The organism is Acinetobacter sp. 1125_18A (assembly GCF_052824985.1).
In genome coordinates this window covers 389,564-411,590 of record NZ_VTDG01000002.1, presented here as the reverse complement: position 1 = coordinate 411,590, position 22,027 = coordinate 389,564, and the positions used below count along the sequence as shown (strand labels likewise).

The window sequence follows — 22,027 nt, the reverse complement described above, 5'->3', positions numbered from 1 at the left end:
AATAAAATTGAATCAGAAATTAATAATTACAGGTTAACAATGAAATATATTATTTTAGGACTGGTACTCATGGCATTAAATGCCTGTACGTCGACACCAATAAATTCAAATCGTGTTTCAATCCAAAAACAGTATCCAAATGAAGTGAAATCATTGAAAAGTGGGCTGTCTATATATTTTCAACCGAGATCAACAGACATTGAAGCTGAGTATAAACCTGTTTTATCTGTTGCTTCACAATTATTGAAAGACAATAAAAATTTTGTTCTCTACATTGAAGGCCATACAGACAGTACAGGCTCTTTGGCTGCAAATAATAAAGTCTCCTTAACACGCGCGAATATTGTGAAAGATTTTCTCTTAAATGAATATCAAGTCAATCCAGAACAATTGATTACGCTCGGTTTAGGACCAACCAAGCCAATTGCTGATAATAAAACAACTGAAGGTAGAGTGAAAAATAGACGAGTAACGGTGACTTTAAAAATTAAGTAATTTTGAGAAAGCCTCTCAATTTGATCATACAGCGTTATAATTGTTGATTGTAATTTCTACAAGTTTGAAAATTGAATGAGTGTGCAACTGCCTAAAGCCTTATTAGACCTAGAATCAAATTGCGGTATTTTTGCTGTTTGGATGTTATTGCAAAATTACTCAATTCAGTTAGATATTCAACAACTGGTTAAACTTTGTCATCACGATGCAGAGGATGGTACTTTTACGATTGACCTAGCCGTTGGATTAAAAAAATTAGGTTTTGATCTGTCTTTTTATACAGATGAAGACTCAAATATTCATGAAAAAGAAATCGTCCGTTATCAAGATGCGAAGAAGTTAGGGTTGCAGATTAGTCCAGCGCTGAGCTATCAAGAAATTCAAGCCTATATTGAACAAGGGTGCAATATCATTGTTTTTTATGACACTTTAGAAGGTGTTGGAAATCATTCATTGGTTTATTCGATAAATGATCAGGAGATTTGTTTCTATGATAATTTTGAAGCTATGCCGAAAGCTGTCTTTGAACAACAACGTTTAGCTGAAGGAATTTGTCAGCAAATGATTGTGATTCGTGAATATTGTCCTGTGATTCGATATTGTTAATTCAATTGCAAATGTGAATCTCAGTAAATCGAAATTTACTGAGATTCATGATAAAAATTAAGGGCTATTTCGGCTTTAGCCTTTAATACACAATACTTGTTTTAGTGTATGGACCACATCAATCAAATCATTTTGATTGGCCATAACTTGATGAATATCCTTGTAGGCACTTGGAATCTCATCAACCACACCTTTATCTTTGCGGCACTCAATGCCTACTGTTTGTGCAATCAAATCTTGCTGATTAAACAAATGCTTGGCTTTAGAACGACTCATTTTACGTCCTGCACCATGTGAGCATGAACAAAAAGAATCTGGATTACCTTTACCTTTAACGATAAAAGATTGCGCGCCCATTGAACCGGGGATAATCCCATATTCATCGAGCCCTGCACGAATTGCACCTTTACGTGTAACAAATACGTCTTCACCAAAGTGAAGTTCTTTCTGTACATAATTATGATGACAATTAATCGCTTCTTTGGTCATTTGAAAACTTGGTAATAAAGGGCGAATTGCTTCTAAAATTAAACGCATCATTTCTCGTCGGTTTTCAAAAGCATATTCTTGTGCCCATTCTACAGCTTCAACATAATCATCGAAATTCGTCGATCCTTCTGCAAAGTAGCTCAAGTCTTTATCAGGCACGTGACCAAAACGATGTTGTGCTTCTTTCTTGGCACGTTCAATAAAGTAAGTGCCAATCACATTACCTAAGCCACGGCTACCTGAATGCAGCATGACCCAGATATCATCATTTTCATCAATACACAGTTCAATAAAGTGATTACCACCACCTAAAGTCCCGAGTTGCTTTTGCCATGTAACATCAAAACTACGTAACATGCGTTTTAAAGCAGGGTGTTTGTCTGTAATACGCTGGAGTTTTTTATCTAAGGGCGAAAGGGTTGAAGCCTTTGCTTTGATTTGTTTGTGCATTTCAAAGCCGACAGGTACTTTTCTTTCAATGGCATTGCGTAAAGTGCTTAAGTTATCGGGCAGTTGAAATGCTTTTAGACTAAGTCTTAATGCATTCATACCACAACCGATATCCACGCCAACCGCAGCAGGAATGATGGCATTTTTGGTGGGAATAACACTTCCCACGGTTGCGCCTTTACCCAAATGTACATCTGGCATGACTGCGATATGTGAATGAATAAATTGCAATTGTGCCATTTTTCGCAGTTGCGTTAGGCTTTCCTCATCCACATCTTTTGTATAAATTTTTACAGGAACGCCATATTCTGCTTTGGCGTTTAAAATCATTTGTATGCTCATTTTTTTTCTCGAAGCAAATTTTTTTATTGTCCGAAGGCGGTTACAACACTATTGTCAAAGCAATGATCGATTCAAATTTTAAAGACAATAAAAAACCTAGCGAATGCTAGGTTTGACTGACATTCGGACACTTTGATTAATTCAGTGCCCGTGGGTAGACGACTGCTTAATCTTAATTTAAAGTTTTCTCAAGTTGATGCATGTCGTACTCCTATACTTTTTGATTTAAAATCAAAGGTGAAAATTCTGATTGGAAATAATCCAATGGGCGTTATTCTATAAAGAAAAAAAACTTTGTCAATGAAACATAGCAAATTAATTTTTAATTCACGTTGAATTGCTGTTATAAAAAACAATAAAGCAGCTAAAAAGCTGCTTTATTTACATCAAGTGATTTACTCTTTTTCGACTTGAATGGGTTGTACATCCATCTGATCATAAGCAATCAATTTAGATTTGTGTTTCCACTTATAGCCAAGCCAGATAACAAGGAACAGTGGAATACTGATATAAGTAGACAACACACTCATCCATTTTCCATCAAGCACAGCTTCTGCATTTTGGCCAAGAATAATGATGGCACAAAGAATAAAGGCAAACCACGGACCAAAAGGGAAGAATTTTGCACGATAAGCGAGATCTTCAAGTTTATAGCCTTGAGCCAAATAACCTTTACGGAAGCGATAATGTGAGATTGCGATACCTAACCAGACAATAAAACCGCACATACCTGACATGTTTAACAGCCAAGTAAACACGACACTTTCACCAATAAAGGTGGTTAAGAAACACAGTGCCGCAATTGCCGTTGTTGCATACAGTGCATTCATGGGTACACCGCGAAGATCGAGTTTAGAGAAAACTCGTGGCGCTTTACCTTCACGTGCCATATCAAACAACATACGTGTTGATGAATACATGCCTGAGTTACCTGCAGACATAATTGCAGTCAAAATCACGGCATTCATTAAGCCTGCTGCAAATGCTAAACCTGCTTTTTCATATAACAGAGTAAATGGTGACAGGGTAATGTTTCCATCACCTTCCGCAGCAAGTGCAAGGTTTGGATCTGTATACGCAACCAATGTACCAATGATAAAGATACACAAGATATAAAATAAAAGAATACGCCAAAAGATTTGTTTAATGGCGATTGGAATGGTTTTTTTCGGATCCTTAGATTCACCTGCAGCGACACCGACCATCTCCGTCCCTTGGAACGAGAATCCAGCGATCATGGCCACACCGACTAAGGCTTGAAAGCCACCTACAAATGGCGCTTCACCAACGGTCCAATTCTTGGTAATTGAATCTGTTGGATCTAACATGATTTTACCAATCATGAATAAGCCAATGACAATAAAGAAGATGATGGCAATGACTTTAACCAGTGAAAATAAAAATTCACTTTCACCAAAGCCTTTTACAGTTAAGGCATTGATACAAAAGATAATCGCAAGGAATAGCGCACTCCACCAAAAGCCGGGGATGTCTGGAAACCAAAACTTCATGATGAATTGAACAGCAACCAATTCAAATGCAACGGTAATGGCCCAGTTATACCAATAGTTCCAACCGAGTGCGAAACCAAAACCTTCTTCTACATACTTATTACCATAGGTAAAAAATGCACCTGATGTTGGATTGTGGGTTGCAAGTTCACCTAAACTGGTCATCAAGAAATAAATCATGATACCAATCAGAACATAAGCAAGTAATGCACCACCAGGTCCAGCAGTGGCAATCGTTTGACCAGAAGCAAGGAATAACCCTGTACCAATAGAACCGCCAATGGCGATCATGTTTAAATGTCGTGCTCCAAGCTTACGCTGGAGTTGAGGATGATCTGTTTCGCTCATCGTTATTCCTTACTACTTTTTTGAGTGTTGGCGAACAGCACTTTAAAGCCTTGTTGATCTGCTTTAGTCGTACATTGACTAAAACTCTGCTCAATGAGTAATGGGTAATTTAGGAAGCGGTTTGCCACAATCCATAATTCACCACCTGATTTTAAATGTCGTCTCGCAGTTTTACATAACGTTTCACTGGCATTGTAATCTGTTTGAATACCTTGGTGAAATGGAGGGTTACTCACAATGGCGTGTAAGAACAATGGCGCATCTTCAATCCCTGTGACTGCTTTTATTTCAAGTTGTTCTAAAGGTAAATTATTTTTTTCAAACGTCATTTGCGTTGATGCTAAAGCAAAAGCATCGACATCTAAAGCAAAAATACGATTTTTCGGATTAAGTTTACTCAGATAAGCACTGATGACACCTGCACCACAACCAAAGTCCGCAATCTTACCAGACGTCACTTGTTTGAGATAAGGTAAAAGCACTGCAGTTCCAATATCTAGACGATTTTGGCTAAATACACCAGGGACTGCACAAATGCTAAGTTCTCCGGCAGGTGTTGGAACATTATAGACTTGCGCCCATTCTGCTAATGGCTTTGCTGTCACGGTTTTATCTGTGGTGAGTTGCCACATTTGACAATGACGTGCGCTATCAAGCTTGATGGCTTGACCATAAGGCTGGAGTTGTTTTGCAGCACGTTCTACACCACCTTTTTTCTCTCCAACCAAGAAAATCGAAGCGCCAACAGCTAAACGACTGACTAAATTGTGCAAGATATAGTTGAGTAGCTCTTTTGATTTTGGAACAAAAACAACAGCTTGATCAAATTCAGCTTCTGGCAGGTCAGTACCAAAATGTACCTTTGCCTGCTGATTCTGAAAATATTGAAACTCATTGTAATTCCAAGTCCAAATGCTTGCTTCGATGTTATGAGCTAAATTTGAAAGTAGATCATCCGTTGCTGCATTTACAAATAGCACGCGTCCAGAAAGGTAGTCATGCTGTCGAATGACAACTTCGCTTTTTGGCTCCATATTCACCATCCATCAATAAAAATTAGAGCAATGCCCAGTCTAAGCTGGGCATTATAAAGAATAGATTTATTATTTTTTAGTTTCGGGTAAAACTAAATTCAAAATTAATGCAGCTAGCCCGCCAGTTGCGACACCAGAACTAAAAATATTACGCGGTAATTCTGGCAAATGTTCCAAAATTTGAGGAACTTGTGCAACCCCTAGGCCGAGACCTAAAGAGATAGCAATAATCAGTAACGCACGACGGTCTAGTTGAATTCCCGATAAAATGTTAATGCCTGAAGCAGCAACTGCACCAAACATTACCATAACCGCACCACCCAGTACCGCTTGCGGTACCGCCTGAATGATACCAGCAACAGCAGGGAATAACCCCAGAATGATGAGTAGGATTGCAATCCAAATCCCAACAAAACGACTTGCAACACCCGTCAACTGAATTACACCGTTATTTTGTGCAAAGACAGAACTTGGGAATGTATTAAAAATCCCTGCAAGAAATGAGTTGGCACCATTGACCAGTACACCACCTTTAATTCGTTCCATCCACACTGGGCCATCTACAGGCTGATTTGAAATTTTAGAGGTTGCGGTGACATCGCCAATTGCTTCTAAAGACGTGACAAGATAAATAAACGCCATAGGAATAAATAAGCTCCATGAGAAGCTAATTCCAAAATGCATTGGTGTCGGAATTTGAATCAATGGGGCATCTTTTAAACCAGAAAAATCTAAATAGCCCATAAAGCCCGCAAGAATATAGCCAATGACTAAAGCAATAAGAATTGCAGAACTTTTCACCCAAACCACTTTGAAGCGATTGAGAAGGACGATAATTGCCAACACTGTACATGACATGATGAGATTGTCGGCGCTGGCAAACGTATGGCTTTCCATGGCTTGGTAGCCACCACCCATGCTGATTAAACCTTCTTTAATTAAGGTTAAACCAATCAACAGTACCACAATCCCTGTAACCAAGGGCGTGATCAACTTTTTTACCCAAGGTAAAATACGTGAAACACCCATTTCAATAAATGAGCCTGCAATGACCACACCAAAAATAGATGCCATAACCGCTTCTACTGGTGTGCCCGCAGCAACCATGGCTGAACCAATCCCAATCATTGGACCAATAAAGTTAAAGCTTGTACCTTGAACAATCAGTAGCCCTGCACCAAATGGTCCAATTTTTTTACATTGTAAGAATGTTGCTACCCCAGAAATCACCAATGACATGGAAAGAATCATGTTGGTATCTTGAGGAGAAACACCTAAAGCTAAACAAATCAGTAAACCGGGTGTTACAATTGGAACAATAATCGCAAGTAAATGTTGCAAAGCCGCAAAAAAAGCGATGAGTGGTTTTGGGCGATCATCTAGACCATAAACAAGATCAATTTGAGCCTGTTTCTGATTGGGAGAGGGGGTAGAATTGGACATGGCACAGCAATTGGAAGTGGCAAGATGGCGCTATTCTAATCGCTTTACACACTATTACAAAATAAAAAGCCTGCTGTTGTGAAAAAAACTTGTAACTGTCAATAAACTGTCACTACTAAAAGTTAAGATTTTTCTGTATAATTTGCCCTCAAATTTAAAGCGTATCGAATTTACATGTCTGATATTAAAACTCTCCGTAATATTGCCATCATCGCGCACGTCGACCATGGTAAAACGACTCTTGTCGACAAACTTTTACAACAATCAGGTGCACTCGGTGACCGCGCGGGTGAGATTGAGCGTGTTATGGATTCGAATGCGCTTGAGTCTGAACGCGGTATTACCATTCTTGCAAAAAACACTGCAATCAAATGGTTAGACAAGCGTACAAATACTGAATACCGCATCAACATCGTCGACACCCCAGGACATGCTGACTTTGGTGGTGAAGTTGAACGTGTAATGTCTATGGTTGACTGCGTACTTCTTCTTGTCGATTCACAAGAAGGCCCAATGCCACAAACTCGCTTTGTAACACAAAAAGCGTTTGCTCGTGGTTTGAAGCCAATTGTTATCATCAACAAAGTAGATAAGCCAAGTGCTCGTCCAGACTGGGTAATCGATCAAGTATTTGATTTGTTCGATAACTTAGGCGGTAGTGATGAACAGTTAGACTTCCCAATCGTATATGCTTCTGGCTTACGTGGTGTTGCTGGTCCTTCTCCTGAAGAATTAGCAGAAGATATGACACCGTTGTTCGAAACAATCGTAGATATCGTTGAACCACCAGCAGTTGATATTGATGGTCCATTCCAAATGCAAATTTCATCACTTGACTATAATAGTTTCGTGGGTGTAATTGGTGTTGGTCGTATTCAACGTGGTTCAGTAAAAACTAATACACCAGTGACTGTTATCGATAAAGATGGCAAAACACGTAACGGCCGTATCTTAAAAATTATGGGTTACCATGGTTTAGAGCGTGTAGATGTAGATTCTGCTCAAGCGGGTGATATCGTATGTATCACTGGTTTAGATGCTTTGAACATTTCTGACACAATCTGTGATCCTAAAAATGTTGAAGCATTACCTGCATTGTCTGTAGATGAACCTACAGTTTCGATGACTTTCCAAGTAAACAACTCACCGTTTGCTGGTAAAGAAGGTAAATTTGTAACTTCACGTAATATCCGTGAGCGTTTAGATCGCGAATTGATCCATAACGTTGCTTTACGTGTTGAAGATACTGACAGTCCAGACCGTTTCAAAGTTTCTGGTCGTGGTGAACTTCACCTTTCAGTATTGATTGAAACCATGCGTCGTGAAGGCTTCGAGATGGGTGTTTCTCGTCCGCAAGTGATCATGAAAGAAGTTGATGGCGAAACTCAAGAACCATACGAAAACGTTACTTTTGATGTTGAAGAGCAACATCAAGGTTCTGTTATGGAACAAATGGGTAACCGTAAAGGTGAGTTGACCAATATGGAAGTTGACGGTAAAGGCCGTATCCGTATTGAAGCAACTGTTCCATCACGTGGTTTGATTGGTTTCCGTTCTGAATTCTTAACCATTACCTCTGGTACTGGTATCATGACTTCAAGCTTCTCGCATTACGGTACAGCTAAACAAGGTGCAGTTGCGAAACGTCAAAACGGTGTGTTGATCTCTATGGTTAACGGTACTTGCTTAGCGTTTGCATTATTCACTTTACAAGACCGTGGTCGTCTATTTGCTGAACCACAGTTAGAAGTTTATGAAGGTATGATCGTGGGTATGAACTCTCGTTCAGACGACATGACTGTGAACCCAACCAAAGCGAAACAGTTAACTAACATGCGTGCATCTGGTACAGATGAAGCGTTAACGTTAACACCTGCAATTAAATTCACGCTTGAACAAGCATTAGAATTTATTGAAGATGACGAATTAGTTGAAGTAACACCTAAATCAGTTCGTATTCGTAAAAAATTCTTAACTGAAAATGAACGTAAACGTGCTTCACGTGGCTAAGCGTTCAAACTGGGAATAATTCAATTTCTAGAAAAAAAACCGCAATTTTTTAATAAATTGCGGTTTTTTTATATAAATGTAAAAGGATATTGGTTTTTAATAAAAAGCGAGTAAATTAGGCGGAAATATATGTTGAAACATAATGTATACTTCGTCACATAAAAAATACGCAAAATCGGCGTGGAGTTAAAATATGAGTATTCTTTCAGAATTCAGAGAATTTGCTGTTAAAGGCAATATGATGGATTTGGCAATTGGTGTCATCATTGGTGGTGCTTTCAATAAAATTATCGACTCATTAGTGAAAGACGTGATTATGCCTTTAATCACAGTGATTACGGGTGGTGGTGTTGATTTTACCCAAAAATTTGTCGTACTTGGCGATAACCCAAATAACCTTTCATCATTGGATGAATTAACCAAAGCCGGAATTAACGTATTAACCTATGGTAATTTCATCACAATTGTATTGAACTTCCTGATCTTAATGTGGGTGGTTTTCTTGTTGGTTAAATTCCTAAATAAAATCCGTAAACCTGCTGAAGAAGCTCCAGCTGCTACACCAGAAGATATTGCATTACTGCGTGAAATTCGTGATGAAATAAAGAAACGCCCTGAAGCTTAATCTTCATTAAATTGATTCAAATTACAGTATTTTAATATGTCTAAACCCTGATAAAGGTATTAAATTATTGTAAAAGAGTTGAATGAAACGGTACGATCAAGTACCGTTTTTTATGCAAGCAAGAAAATAGGGATGGGCTGATGAAAAAAAACATAGGGATTATGGCAATACTTATCAGTTTGCATGCATGTTCAGAGCATCCAAAAGAGCAACAATCCGCTGATACTCAAACATCTACACAAGCGGATCGAAACCGACCTGCCAGTGGTTTAACCTTTAATGAGATGCCAAATGAAGATACCAGCTATGCCACTATAGAAACAGACTCAGTGGATGAAAATGAAACATTACTGTTGGCCCTACAAACACGTTTATTAAAAGCCAATTTTGAGTTTATAGAAAAAGACAGTGGTAGTTCTTGGTCTGAAAATGATTGTTCTCTGAATAAAGTGATTCAAGTAAAAGGTGAGGGCATCCGTTCTTATAAGGCAATCAGTAAAGTTAAGTTAGGTGATGAAAAACAATATCGTCCAGATTTTGTTTTGCTGGTTTTTGCGTTTAAGGATGAACAGGTTGCTGAGCAAAGTTTTCAAATGCTTAAGTCTGCTGTCTATTCAGCAGGAGGGTACTGTAATGGTAAATCTCCTGAAACCATCGTTAGAAATGGCAATGAAATATTTTACTTTACCACTCGCGAAGAAGCATTTAGATCATATATTGATGATTATGCCAAGTTTATCCATGAATTTAAACCTGAGCAAATTGATTCAAAAATATAGGAGGGTTTAAATTAACGAGAACAGCTCAGATTTTTATTGTTTTGTTGTCTTAATAAACAATAAGGTTTAAAGCAAATATTAACATCCTTGTCATTGCGCTACATGATAGACACACTTTGAAAGCCTGAATGATCGAAAAGCAAAAGTATTTTAATTTAGCTTCAGTGATGGTGGTTGTTGTGACTCTAATTTGAACATTGCTGATAAATAGTGGAACATTCTCTCAATGTCTCCAAAAGAATGTAAATCTTTAAACTAAAAATCCATGCGAAATTTAATCTCAACCAAGTGAAAGCCGAATTGGCTTTTTACTGGACCATGAAGTACACGTTCAGCAGCGGTAAATACCAGTTTATCAATCACAGGAACAAGTTGTCCTTTTTTTACTTCACCCAGTTCACCACCACGTTTTGCTGAATTACATGTGGAATGCTGTTTGGCCACTTTGGCAAAATCAGCGCCATCATGGATCTTCTTCTTAAGTTGTTCGGCCAAGTCCTTATCTTTGACGAGAATATGTCGAACGATTGCAGTTTTCATTTACTTTTTCCTCGTGGTTTTTGCGGGATGCTTTTCGCGATCTTTAATGGCTGGCATTGTGGGCAAAACACACTGGCTCTTTGTCCTAACTTTAAATTTTCTAAAGTGGTTTCACAGTTAATACACATCTCACCCGCACGACCATAAGCCAATAAGGTCTGCTGAAAGTAGCCATTCTCACCCATGGCGTTGCTATAGTCTCTTAAGGTTGAACCACCCAAATCAATCGCTTGCTTTAAAATTCGTTTAATTTCGATAACCAATTTTTGAATTTGCGCTTTCGTCAAACTCGAAGCAGGCTGCGCCGGATGAATCCCTAAATTAAATAAGCTTTCGGTTGCATAAATATTGCCTACACCCACAACAATATGATTATCCATGATTGCAACTTTTGTGCCGACATTTTTATTTTTAAACTTTTCTGCTAAATATTCGGCATGAAATTCATCACTCAATGGTTCAGGCCCTAAAGTATTAATCAATTTTGTTTGGCTTTCCTCATTCAGCCAAATGATACATCCAAAACGTCGAGGGTCATGATAGCGCAGCTGTGTGTCTTCAAACTGAATGATCAGATGGTCATGCTTTCTAAGCGCTTCATGTTCATCACAGATTCTAAAACTACCCGACATACCCAAATGCCATAACATGCTATGGGTTTCAAACTCTGCCAAAATGTATTTTGAACGACGTGTTAAGCGAACGAGTTTTTGACCTTGAAGTTGTTGAATATCTTCTGGAATAGGCCAGCGTAACCGTGGCTCACGCACTTGAACATGAAGAACTTTCTGGTCAATCAGGGGGAGTAAACTGGTTTTTGTTGTTTCAACTTCTGGTAATTCAGGCATGCACTTGTCACATTGGTGTGAGGACTGAATATTGTATGCAAGAATTGGATTGCGTTAAAGGGCGGTTGTGTTGAGCCTACGACTTTAGGTTAAAATTATGGATATGATCGTAGAATAAGATTGCACTTCTGTTATTAAGTGATTGTTATCTAAAATAAAGTTTATTGATAAAATAAAGTTTTCCAATTGATAAAAAATATCTGATAGTTATATGTAAAAAAATGTGTAAATTTCTAGTGAATTGTTTACTGAAATAATTCTTTTTATCTCGATATTTTAGGAAAAATAGTCATTTTAAAGCTGGAACTTTCTATTAAATTTAGACGGTTAAAGTGATTGAGAGTTGACTAGTTTATCTTTATTCGTTTTGTTCCTGATTAGGCTTTCCCATGAAAAAAATTGCTTATCCGTTATTGGCAATCTCTGCATGTAGCATGATGTCTTTTGCATCAGCTGAAGATGCGTTTAATTTACACGGCTCAACCATGACGGGTGATTGGAATGGGAGTCGGACTGAACTTGCAGAAAAGGGAATCAAATTTGATGGCACCATTGCCATGGACAGTTCATATCTCGCTGATGGTGGTTATGATGCGCACCAAGCGCCAACATTTGCGACACAATTCGGACTGGGTACAACCTTAGATATGGGGAAACTGGCGGGTTGGAATGACGTGACTATTCGTGCATTAGTTACAGCACGTCAAGGTGAAAGTACTTCACTCAGAGGTATTCAAGCACCAGATGCACCTCAATGGGCAAACTCGCAAGCCAATTGGGGACGTGGTAATTCGGGGAGCCGTCTCAGCGAGTTATATATAGAAAAGAATTTTAAGGATCAAGGACTAAGCTTGCGTTTAGGTCGTATGGGTTTAGGTACTGAATTCAATACCATGGCTTGTGATTTCCAAGGCAATGCATTTTGTGCAGCACAGATGGGGAAATGGCAAGGTAAGCTTTGGTATAACACACCAGTCTCACAATGGGGCGCACGCTTAAAATATCACATCAATCCTGAACTATTTGCACAAGTGGGGGTGTTTGAATACAACCCTGATAATGCTTTAGAGCGACAGGGCTGGAATCTGGATACAAAGCATGCTGATGGTGTAAATATTCTTTCTGAAGTGGTGTGGTCACCTAAGCAGGGTGTGAATGATTTACCAGGCAGTTATCGTATTGGTACGCTTTACAATACTGCTGATGAGGCTAAAAATCAGTACGATGTTGCTTACAAAGCAGGAACTAAGGCTGAAGATCGCACATATGGCGGTTGGATTGCGTTTGAACAGCAGTTGACTTCAACTGGAGAGGGGAAACGTGGTTTACATAGTTTTGGTAATTTCACCATTCATGATCGTACGACGACAGCCGTAAATGATTCACAGCAACTTGGTCTAAAATACTATGGTCTGTTTGATGGTCAACCAAACGATATTCTTGGTTTGGCTGTAAATCGGGTACATTTGAACGATCGGTATACTAATTATGTGAATAGTGCTCGTTCAGGAACAAATTTAAGACAGTTGAATGAAGATGCAGAGTATAATGTTGAGTTGAATTACTCATATTACCCTGCCAAATGGTTCATGCTTCGTCCTTTAGTGCAGTATGTGGTACATCCTGGTGCAACCAATCAGGTGGACAATGCGTTTGTCGTTGGCTTGGGGTCTAAAATTATTTTTTAATACCACCCGAGGACACCTTTATGCAAAGAGTGAAACATCTAAAAATTAATACAACACTACTTTGCTTAACGGTATGTATCACACAGAGCTTATATGCTGAAGTGGAATCTCAAGATTCCATTCAGCAAGATTCTACTCAGCAACTTCCAACCATCAAAATTGAAGCAACACGTTCAGATACCAGCATATTAAACACCCCAGCATCGGTATATAGAGTCGATCAACAACAAAGTCAAAATAATATTGGGGTAAACCTCACTGAAACACTCAAAGGTATTCCGGGTTTACAGCTCAATAATCGTGAAAATTATGCCCAAGACTTACAACTGTCTATGCGCGGGTTTGGCGCACGCTCAACTTTTGGGGTCCGTGGGATTCGTCTTTATGTCGATGGGATTCCTGCGACGATGCCAGACGGACAAGGCCAAACTTCAAATATTGATTTAACGAGCTTAGATCATATTGAAGTGCTGGGTGGGCCCTTTTCATCACTGTATGGAAACTCCTCTGGGGGGACTATTCTCACCACGACCAAAGAAGGAACAGGGCGTGATTCGGTCGAGTTAGGATATTCAGGTGGAAGTAATAATAAAGGCCGCGCTGACATCACCTTACAAGGTGGTGCAGATAAAGCCAATGAACCGAGCTATGTGATCAGTTCTTCTTATTTTGATACCGATGGTTATCGTGACCACAGTGCCGCAAGAAAAGTGTTGAGCAATGCCAAACTCACGTGGGATTTAGATGATGGCTCTAAGATCAATTGGCTGATCAATCATGTAGATATTTCTGCTGATGATCCACAAGGTCTGACTCGTGAGCAATGGAAGCAAAATCCTAAGCAGGTCAATGACAGTAAAAATATCTATGATGTTCGCAAAGATATTAACCAAACACAGACAGGTATCAATTGGACTAAGCCTCTGAATGATCAACAAGAGCTTTATAGTATGGCTTATATTGGTCATCGTGAAGTGACCCAATACCAGTCTATTCCAAGTTCTGCTCAAAAGAATCCACGCCATGCAGGTGGGGTGATTGATTTCGAACGAGATTTTTATGGTGCTGATTTACGTTGGACTGGCAAAGACTTATTACCGAATACACGGATCAGTGCAGGCTTGGCTTATGATGCGATGAATGAAGATCGTCAAGGGTATGAGAATTTTAATGCCAAGGGCGAATATGGGGTAAAAGGCAACTTACGCCGTGATGAACGAAATACTTTATGGAATTTAGATCCATATTTACAGGCAGCTTGGCAATTTTTGCCGACTGTACGTCTAGATACAGGATTGCGTTATAGCAATGTTCATTATGAGTCGAAAGATCACTACATCATTGGTTTGAATGGCGATGACAGTGGTCAAACCGATTATAAAAAACTGCTCCCATCAGCTGCTTTGACATGGGAAATTACTCCTGAGATCAGCAGTTATCTCAGTTATGCCAAAGGTTTTGAAACACCAACCTTTACCGAAATGGCCTATCCAACAGAAGGAACGGCAGGGATTAACTTTGCGCTTAAACCTTCAACCAGTGATAACTATGAGCTTGGTTTAAAAGCACAAAATCGTCTAGGTAATTTTACTGCCGCAGTTTTCCAAAGTAATACCCAAGATGACATCGTTTCTGCGGGAACACTCAATGGACGTGCAACCTATCAAAATGCAGATAAAACACTGCGCCAAGGGGTAGAGCTGTCTTGGAATAAAAAGCTGTGGAAAAATTTAACGGCTCAAGCCAGTTATAGTTTCCTTGATGCAACATTTGATGCAGACATTCCCAACACAGATCCTAAAAAAGTCATCCAAAGTGGCAATTACATTCCGGGAATTGCAAAAAACCAAGCCTTTGTATCTTTCGGCTGGTTGCCTGAGCAGGGCTTTAATGCAGGTGTCGATGTTCGATATATGGATAAAATCTATGTGGACGATCTCAATACAGATACTGCACCAAGTTATACAGTAACCAGTATGAATGTCGGTTATATCTGGAAAAACAACGATTGGAAAGTACGTAGTTTTGCTCGAGTCGATAATTTATTCGATAAAAATTATGTCGGTTCAGTCATTGTAAATGATGGTAATAGTCGATTCTTTGAACCTGCTGATGGTATTAACTGGAGTGCAGGACTCAGTGTCACCAAACAGTTCTAATTCATTGGGAAAATAATTTATGTCTGCTCAACCAAAGTTATTTGAATCTATTCAATTTGGTTCACTCTCCCTCAGCAATAAAATTATTATTGCGCCAATGTGTCAATACTCTGCAACAGATCAAGGTGAAGTGACCTATTGGCATGAACAGCAATGGGCAAGTTACGCTTTGTCAGGCGCGAGCTTATGTATTATTGAAGCAACAGCGGTTCAAGCCGAAGGGCGGATCAGTTATGCCGATGTGGGACTTTGGAATGATACGCAACGGGATCAAATCAAAGCTTTACTCAATAAGGTAAAAAGCATTGCTCCAACACCTTTTGCTATTCAGCTTGCGCATGCAGGTCGTAAAGCTTCGACTGAAAAGCCTTGGTTGGTCAAGCAGGGGAAAGGTCAGATTGCGCCCGATCATGCACACGGATGGCAAACTGTATCAGCCAGTGATATTGCTTTTAGCCCGAATGATATTGCCCCGCATGAATTAACCATTGACGAAATTAAAACAATTATTCAGGACTTTGCGCAAGCGGCAATTCGTGCAGTAGATGCTGGTTTTTCACTGATTGAAATTCATGCAGCGCATGGGTATTTACTGCATCAATTTATGTCGCCATTGTCTAACCACCGAACTGATGAATATGGTGGAAGTTTTGAAAATCGTATTCGTTTTACATTAGAAGTTTTTCAAGCCATTCGAGCAGTTGTACCAACTGACTACCCAGTAGGTGTACGTATTTCTGCAACCGACTGGATGGATGCAGAAAATAGCTGGAATGTTGAATCAAGCATTGGCTTATCAAAAGCTTTAGCGCAACTTGGTTCTGCTTATATCCATGTATCCTCTGCGGGATTACATATTCAACAAGATATTAAAGTGGGTGCAAATTACCAAGTGCCTTTTGCAAATGCGATTAAAAAACAGGTGAATATTCCTGTCATTGCGGTGGGCTTAATTACCGAAGCTGAACAAGCTGAACAGATCCTTCAACAAGGCGAAGCAGATGCAATTGCATTGGCAAGAGCGATTTTATATGACCCACGCTGGCCTTGGCATGCCGCAGCAAAATTGGGTGCAAAAATCTCGATTGCACCACAATATTTACGTTGTCAGCCGCACGGAATCAAAGATTTGTTCTCAGCATATTGATGGCATAACAGTTTTGATTCACTCATTATTCTTTAAACGTATTTAAACTGAATAAAGATATATTCTAGGATATATCTTTATTTGTATGATCTGGAAAAGGAACGGCTTGAATGATTTTTTCGGTAATTTTTCCAGTATTTTTCCTGTTATTTTTGGGTTTTATATCTGTCAAAATCCAATTGATCTCTAAAGAGCAAATTACTGCAATTGGTGCTTTTGTAATCAAAATTGCATTACCTGCTTTATTACTTCACGCACTGGCTGCAAAAGATTTACATGAGATTTGGTATCCTGCTTATTTCTTTGTTTATGCAGGCGTCACTTTTACTCTATTTATTTTGGCCTTTATTTTAGGGCAAAAGCTTTTTAACAACCATTTTACCCATGCTTCTGTGTTTTCACTTGGCGCATCAATGTCCAATACCGGGTTACTGGGCGCAGCAATTTTGACTTTGCTGATGGGTAGTGAAGCCATGATTTATATTTCACTGATTGTGATCATTGAAAGCGTATTTCTTGTACCGCTGATGTTAACCTTGGCCGAAATAGGGCGACAAAGACAAGCCAATTTAGCCGCTATTTTAAAAACAACATTTCTGACTTTATTAAAAAACCCATTGTTCTTGTCAGTGATGATTGGCATGAGCTGTGCGATCTTCGAAATTCAAATTCCACATGTATTAGACCAAGTATTTGCCTTGTTAGGTCAGACTGCCTCACCTTTAGCGTTATTTATTATTGGTGGTGGGATGGTTGGGATTACGATTCAATCACTTAATCTGCAAACTATTTATTTGGTGGTTTCTAAAAATATCTGTATGCCGATATTGGTCTATTTAGGCTTGACTCATTTAACCGATTTGGATCAAAAGATGATTTATGCAGGTACCTTGATTGCCGCTTTGCCTATGCCTTCTATATTTGGAATTTTTGGGCAAGTCTATGGTTTAAATGAAAAAGCACTGACACCATTGATGATTAGTACTTTACTGAGTTTTATTGTGGTGAGTGTTTTGATTGGTGTTTGGTGGTAAAAAAATACTCTCTTGCGAGAGTATTTTTTTAAGAGCTGCTTATTTTTTTGCTGGTGCTTTGGGAGCAGGTGTTTTGCCTTTTTCAGCAATCAGTTTGTTTACAACATCCAAAGACTCTTTTGCCTTAGGCACATTATTTTTAGCAAGTTCTGAGAAAATCTTTTGTGCTTCTGGCAGATTTTGATCAATGATATTGCCATTGGTCAGCATATTTCCGACAGCCATCAATGCTGGAATATATCCTTTTTTAGCTAAATCTTGGATTGATTTTAAACCTTGATTGACTGCGGCTGCATTTTTCTTCTTTAAACCATCGGTGATGTCATATAGCGCTTTCGCATGAATCGCGGGTGCAAAATCTTTTTTCACTAAAGGATCAAGTTTTTGTAAGCCAAGCTTGTCAGATGCGGGTGTGCCTTCAGCAAATAATAAAACCGCAAGTTCCACTGTAGCATCATCAAATCCTTGAGCAGAGGACTTTTCTAAGTATTCACGAACTTTCTTTTCGTCTTTGGCTAAGCCCAATTGACCTACCGCATAGCTTTGTGCCAAGACATAACTTGCAACAGGATAGCCTTTTGCAGAAGCATCTTGATAATATTTCAAAGCTTTCTTATCGTCTTTGGTTGTGCCTTGTCCCGTTTGGGTTAAATAGCCTAAGTTATATAAGGCTTGCGCATTGCCAGCTTTTGCAAGACGTTCAAGTTCTTGATACGCCGCAGGATAGTTTTTTGCTTGAATCAGCTCTTGTGCTTTGACAAATGCAGGGTCAACGTTACTTTTAGCTGTATCTGCTGCAAATGCAGAAATACATGAAAAGCTGAGTAGTGTAGCGAATAGAATTTTTTTCATTTTGACGATATACCTTGTTTTAATTTCAACATAATTCCATTTATGGTGTGAGAACATTGTTGAGGACGTTTTTATCATAATTTGAAAATTATAAATGTAAACATGCCTATTGTATAAGTTAGTGTATTTAAATTTTAATTTATTTATAAATAAGAAAGAATTAAGGATATTTTAACAACATTAAAGCCTAGAGAAATTTTTTATTCTCTAGGCTGTGGGCTGTTATTTTACTGCTTTGAGGAGTAATTCAATTTCGCCTGCCTCACGTGCGCCTGAAATACGGGTGCCATCTTGTAAGAAGAATGTCGGTGTACCATCGACTTCGAGTGATTTTGCTAAAGCAATGTTTTTCTCAATTGGGGTCGTACATGACTTGTTTGAAGTCGGTTGTTTCTTGTCAATTAAATAGTCTTCCCACGCTTGGTACTGGTTTTTAGAGCACCAGATTTGCTGTGAAATACTTTCAGCATTTGGATGTAAACGGGTAATTGGGTATAAAAATAAGTAAACGGTTAAGTTGTCGATATTTTTTAATTCTTTTTCAAGATGTTGGCAATATGGACAGTCAGGATCACTAAATACGTAGATTACACGTTCACCTTTACCTTTGACATGCTTAATGGCTTGTTTCAACGGTAATGATTTTACATCAATACTTTTTAGGGCTTGCATACGTTCTTCGGTCAGGTTTTTTTGTTCTTTAAGATCAATTAAATTGCCGACAAAGAAATATTTTGCTTCTTCATTGGTATAAACAATACGTCCACCCATATAGACTTCATAAACATCTTTAATTGGTGAGTTTTGTACCGATTTCACCTGAATCTCAGGATATTTGGTTTTTAAGTTTTGCTGCAAAGTTTGAATATCTGCATGTGCAGAAGAAAAGGTAAAAAGACCCAAAGTCAGAAGAGATAACCAGATTTTCATGTTAAAGCTCAAAATAATAATGTGGATATTGTGCACTCAATAATGATCAAAAATATATTGAGATCATGTAATTGCCAATGCGATATTCAGTTGATACCACGTTTAATTTCGTATTGTATTCTGGATACCATGGCGTGTTAACTCATTTCTGAGTTGTTGGATATATTGATTTAATTCTACTTGTGAGTCACTCCGTAAACGTAATTGCGTACTAAAATTAAAGATTCTGCTGCGTTTTCCATTGCGCTGTAAAATTTGAAAGTGCCCAAGATAACCACCATTCGCTGTTGTCCTATGGGCACTAAATTCAACGCATGTGACCTGATCTAAAGGGTAAGAGGTCATCATCAAATTACTGACGATCAGTTTATGATTGCGTATATAAAATGGGGCAAAATTTAAATTAAACCGTTTAAAGATCCACATCAGCATACTCAAAAATGCTACAAACATGATTGGAATAAACAAGCCCCAATATTTGTCTGAGCGGTTAGTTGTCTCTACTTCGAGTAATTCTACATGTTTGGCTTCAACCATTTTTTGCTCATCAATCCATTGTCGAATATCGTCAGTGCGTGGTTGAGTTCTCAGTAAATTCTGAATCGTTTGTGGGTCACGAATATGATAAATCGTGGCCTTAACCAGTTGGCTATTTCCCAACTGATCAAAATAGTAAAATGCATTGCCATTTTTCCATACAGTGCCATAGTTGTAATTTACATCTCCAAGTTTTTGCCATGTGGAATGAAGTGGTTCAGCTAATTTTAGAATATGGGTGGATTTGGAAGAGGCTGATCCTTTATTGCTGCGATATTCACTGGCTTGTAGATAGAGTATTTGTGTGCCATCAGAAAAAATCAGCGGTGCGACTTCTTTAAACGCGTTGCCTAAAAACGGATTATCACCTGCGCGATGCATTTTTTTCTTATTCAGATCAAAATAGTAAATCCCCGTGTCGTTATAAAACAAAGCATGGTTAATGTGATCGCCATGTTCGCTTAAGAGATGATAGGGGGCGTATTTGGGATCAAAGGCAAATTCGTTGACATAGACCATACCATCGACAGGATTGAGTAAATAATATTGGTTATTTAAACCATCTATTTCAATACTATAAAGTTTTCCATTGTCTTTTAAATCGAGCAAAGTGTTGTTGTAATAGACGTTTTTACCATCCGCTCGATAGGCATAGTTACGTTCGCCTAAGACAAGTTTGAGTTGGTCTGGATTGGCTCCAGAAAGCAATTTCCCTTGAAAATAGGTGAATGTCCCATTACTTGCCGTATCATTTTCGGAATTAACACGATAAGGCCAGTTGCCTCGTTCAAGTTTAAAATAGGGGTAGAGATAGCTTTGTGGTTTTGAGCCTAGGGCAAAATTTTGTTGCATGATTTGCCAAATTTCTCGAAGCGCAGCTAAATCCTTATTTCGTTCGGTGGAGGGGGAGCAATACCAAGTGTCTTTTCCAGCAGTAAAATAACCATCGCCAATGGTCTTCACCTGTTGAGGTTGCACACCTTTTAGGATGATATTGCCACAATAGACATGTAGTTTATCTGCACCTAGTTGTCGGTATTGGTAATTATCATTGGGTAAATAAAAACTTTGAATATCTGCTTCTGGGATCAAATAATCACCATTGCTGGGTACAGCGGCATAGATTTGGTTGTTATATTTTTCAAATATCCCAAGTTTTTCTGTAGTCGCAGTAAAAGGAATCTCATCTGAATTTGAGTCAGAAAATCTAAATATAAAACTAAAGCTGAACAGAAGCGCGCATATCACTAAGATAAGCATGAAGGTTTTAAGGATAGAAAATACTTTTAGTGGATTCTGCATCATTTATTTTATTGTTAAATATTGATCGGGTTGAGTTATGGCAATTTAAGGTTGTTTCGTCATCATTTTGATTATGAATTGGTCATACAGATTGATGGCAACGACTTTAGCATTTAAGGCAAATAGGGTTGCATAGCCTCTGTTAAAATTTCAATTAACTCTTCATCCATATAGTGATAATCGTCTGGAATATCCAATATCATGACTTTTTTATGTTGTAACTGGTTGGGGAATTTCTCTTTGATATTTTGTTTATGTTTTTGCTCCATGACAAAAATCATATCTGCCCACGCAATATCTTTGGCAGAAATACGATGTTTGGCGTGTTTACTTGTTCCAGCGGAACGTGTGGAAATGCCATAGCCCACTGCAAAGACACGCTCGGCAGTGGGACTACGCCATTGGTTACGACTACAAATAAAAAGGGTGTTCAATCAGCAGTCTTCCAAAAATCATATTGTGCTTGTTTTCGTCTTTTGGCAGAAGAAATACGTGGATATTCAATTCTTAATTGTTTCGAGCGAGATCTTTTTAACGATCTGTTCCAAAGTAATTTCCAGTCTTTTTCTGGTTTCCAAAGGGTTGAAGTATGTCTGCAATCTCGACCACGGTGTAAATAATTTACCTTACGTCTCCAAGCGCGATTGCGGTTTAATTCATTTTCAAAATATTGTTGTGTAATGTCCATAGATAAAACTCATGAGTTGATCGGGTTCAGCAGCCGCGATAACACATGATTGGGCTATTTTATAAGTATTTATCTGGGTAAACAAGCCGAATGATTTTGATAATGTTTATTTAGGGCCATTTTAAAGGCAATGAAAAGGGTATAATTCTGGCTAAATAGAACGTGTGAGT

At 38.6% G+C, this 22,027-nt stretch carries 20 protein-coding genes; 9 read left to right on the top strand and 11 right to left on the bottom strand.

Features of this window, described 5'->3' with window-relative positions:
* Positions 1-39: 39 nt before the first annotated feature.
* Together FY049_RS04825 and FY049_RS04820 are read left to right on the top strand one after the other, a co-directional pair.
* Positions 40-495 (top strand): OmpA family protein, encoded by a 456-nt coding sequence (locus FY049_RS04825; protein WP_446083266.1) that lies wholly within the window; start codon positions 40-42, stop codon positions 493-495.
* A gap of 75 nt (positions 496-570) precedes the next feature.
* Positions 571-1,101: a cysteine peptidase family C39 domain-containing protein gene (locus tag FY049_RS04820; protein WP_446083265.1), complete on the top strand. Its 531-nt coding sequence runs from the start codon at positions 571-573 to the stop codon at positions 1,099-1,101.
* A gap of 75 nt (positions 1,102-1,176) precedes the next feature.
* Here FY049_RS04820 and FY049_RS04815 read toward each other — a convergent pair whose 3' ends face one another.
* The 4 genes from FY049_RS04815 to FY049_RS04800 form a co-directional block, all read right to left on the bottom strand.
* Positions 1,177-2,382, bottom strand: coding sequence for an RtcB family protein (locus tag FY049_RS04815; protein ID WP_262780675.1), 1,206 nt, complete (start codon positions 2,380-2,382; stop codon positions 1,177-1,179).
* Between the two features lie 395 nt (positions 2,383-2,777).
* Positions 2,778-4,241, bottom strand: coding sequence for an amino acid permease (locus tag FY049_RS04810; protein WP_004723010.1), 1,464 nt, complete (start codon positions 4,239-4,241; stop codon positions 2,778-2,780).
* A 2-nt stretch (positions 4,242-4,243) separates the two neighbouring features.
* On the bottom strand, positions 4,244-5,275 hold the full coding sequence (locus FY049_RS04805; protein ID WP_446083264.1) for a methyltransferase: 1,032 nt from the start codon (positions 5,273-5,275) through the stop codon (positions 4,244-4,246).
* Between the two features lie 69 nt (positions 5,276-5,344).
* A complete protein-coding gene (locus FY049_RS04800; protein WP_004723006.1) occupies positions 5,345-6,718 on the bottom strand; it encodes a uracil-xanthine permease family protein in 1,374 nt (457 codons plus the stop codon).
* 174 nt (positions 6,719-6,892) lie between these two features.
* Between FY049_RS04800 and typA the strand changes: the two genes are divergently transcribed.
* The 3 genes from typA to FY049_RS04785 all read left to right on the top strand — a co-directional run bounded on the left by typA (position 6,893) and on the right by FY049_RS04785 (position 10,132).
* On the top strand, positions 6,893-8,728 hold the full coding sequence (gene typA, locus FY049_RS04795; protein ID WP_004723004.1) for a translational GTPase TypA: 1,836 nt from the start codon (positions 6,893-6,895) through the stop codon (positions 8,726-8,728).
* Between the two features lie 193 nt (positions 8,729-8,921).
* Positions 8,922-9,353, top strand: coding sequence for a large conductance mechanosensitive channel protein MscL (gene mscL, locus FY049_RS04790; RefSeq protein ID WP_327858154.1), 432 nt, complete (start codon positions 8,922-8,924; stop codon positions 9,351-9,353).
* Positions 9,354-9,493: 140 nt separating this feature from the next.
* Positions 9,494-10,132: a hypothetical protein gene (locus FY049_RS04785; protein ID WP_262780672.1), complete on the top strand. Its 639-nt coding sequence runs from the start codon at positions 9,494-9,496 to the stop codon at positions 10,130-10,132.
* Between the two features lie 255 nt (positions 10,133-10,387).
* On the opposite strand, the gene FY049_RS04780 is transcribed toward FY049_RS04785, so the two are convergent.
* On the bottom strand, positions 10,388-10,672 hold the full coding sequence (locus FY049_RS04780) for a peptidylprolyl isomerase (protein ID WP_004819160.1): 285 nt from the start codon (positions 10,670-10,672) through the stop codon (positions 10,388-10,390).
* Positions 10,669-11,520: a bifunctional DNA-formamidopyrimidine glycosylase/DNA-(apurinic or apyrimidinic site) lyase gene (gene mutM, locus FY049_RS04775; RefSeq protein WP_262780669.1), complete on the bottom strand. Its 852-nt coding sequence runs from the start codon at positions 11,518-11,520 to the stop codon at positions 10,669-10,671. Before mutM ends, FY049_RS04780 begins: the two co-directional genes overlap by 4 nt.
* Before the next feature lie 389 nt (positions 11,521-11,909).
* Between mutM and FY049_RS04770 the strand changes: the two genes are divergently transcribed.
* From FY049_RS04770 to FY049_RS04755, 4 genes are all read left to right on the top strand, one after another.
* On the top strand, positions 11,910-13,208 hold the full coding sequence (locus tag FY049_RS04770) for a carbohydrate porin (RefSeq protein ID WP_262780667.1): 1,299 nt from the start codon (positions 11,910-11,912) through the stop codon (positions 13,206-13,208).
* A 20-nt stretch (positions 13,209-13,228) separates the two neighbouring features.
* Positions 13,229-15,367 (top strand): TonB-dependent receptor, encoded by a 2,139-nt coding sequence (locus FY049_RS04765; protein ID WP_327858155.1) that lies wholly within the window; start codon positions 13,229-13,231, stop codon positions 15,365-15,367.
* 19 nt (positions 15,368-15,386) lie between these two features.
* On the top strand, positions 15,387-16,514 hold the full coding sequence (locus FY049_RS04760) for an NADH:flavin oxidoreductase/NADH oxidase (protein ID WP_004819167.1): 1,128 nt from the start codon (positions 15,387-15,389) through the stop codon (positions 16,512-16,514).
* A gap of 110 nt (positions 16,515-16,624) precedes the next feature.
* On the top strand, positions 16,625-17,548 hold the full coding sequence (locus FY049_RS04755) for an AEC family transporter (RefSeq protein WP_244015099.1): 924 nt from the start codon (positions 16,625-16,627) through the stop codon (positions 17,546-17,548).
* 39 nt (positions 17,549-17,587) lie between these two features.
* Here FY049_RS04755 and FY049_RS04750 read toward each other — a convergent pair whose 3' ends face one another.
* From FY049_RS04750 to FY049_RS04730, 5 genes are all read right to left on the bottom strand, one after another.
* On the bottom strand, positions 17,588-18,400 hold the full coding sequence (locus FY049_RS04750; RefSeq protein WP_004722989.1) for a tetratricopeptide repeat protein: 813 nt from the start codon (positions 18,398-18,400) through the stop codon (positions 17,588-17,590).
* Between the two features lie 222 nt (positions 18,401-18,622).
* A complete protein-coding gene (locus tag FY049_RS04745; protein ID WP_004722988.1) occupies positions 18,623-19,330 on the bottom strand; it encodes a DsbC family protein in 708 nt (235 codons plus the stop codon).
* 102 nt (positions 19,331-19,432) lie between these two features.
* The gene (locus tag FY049_RS04740) at positions 19,433-21,172 is read right to left on the bottom strand and encodes a DKNYY domain-containing protein (RefSeq protein ID WP_446083263.1); all 1,740 of its coding nucleotides are present in this window, start codon (positions 21,170-21,172) and stop codon (positions 19,433-19,435) included.
* Between the two features lie 110 nt (positions 21,173-21,282).
* Positions 21,283-21,603, bottom strand: a complete 321-nt coding sequence (locus FY049_RS04735; RefSeq protein ID WP_327858157.1) for a low molecular weight protein tyrosine phosphatase family protein — start codon at positions 21,601-21,603, stop codon at positions 21,283-21,285.
* Complete coding sequence (locus FY049_RS04730) at positions 21,600-21,857, bottom strand: hypothetical protein (RefSeq protein ID WP_239046415.1); 258 nt, start codon at positions 21,855-21,857, stop codon at positions 21,600-21,602. The genes FY049_RS04735 and FY049_RS04730 overlap by 4 nt, the downstream gene beginning before the upstream one ends.
* Positions 21,858-22,027: the final 170 nt, after the last annotated feature.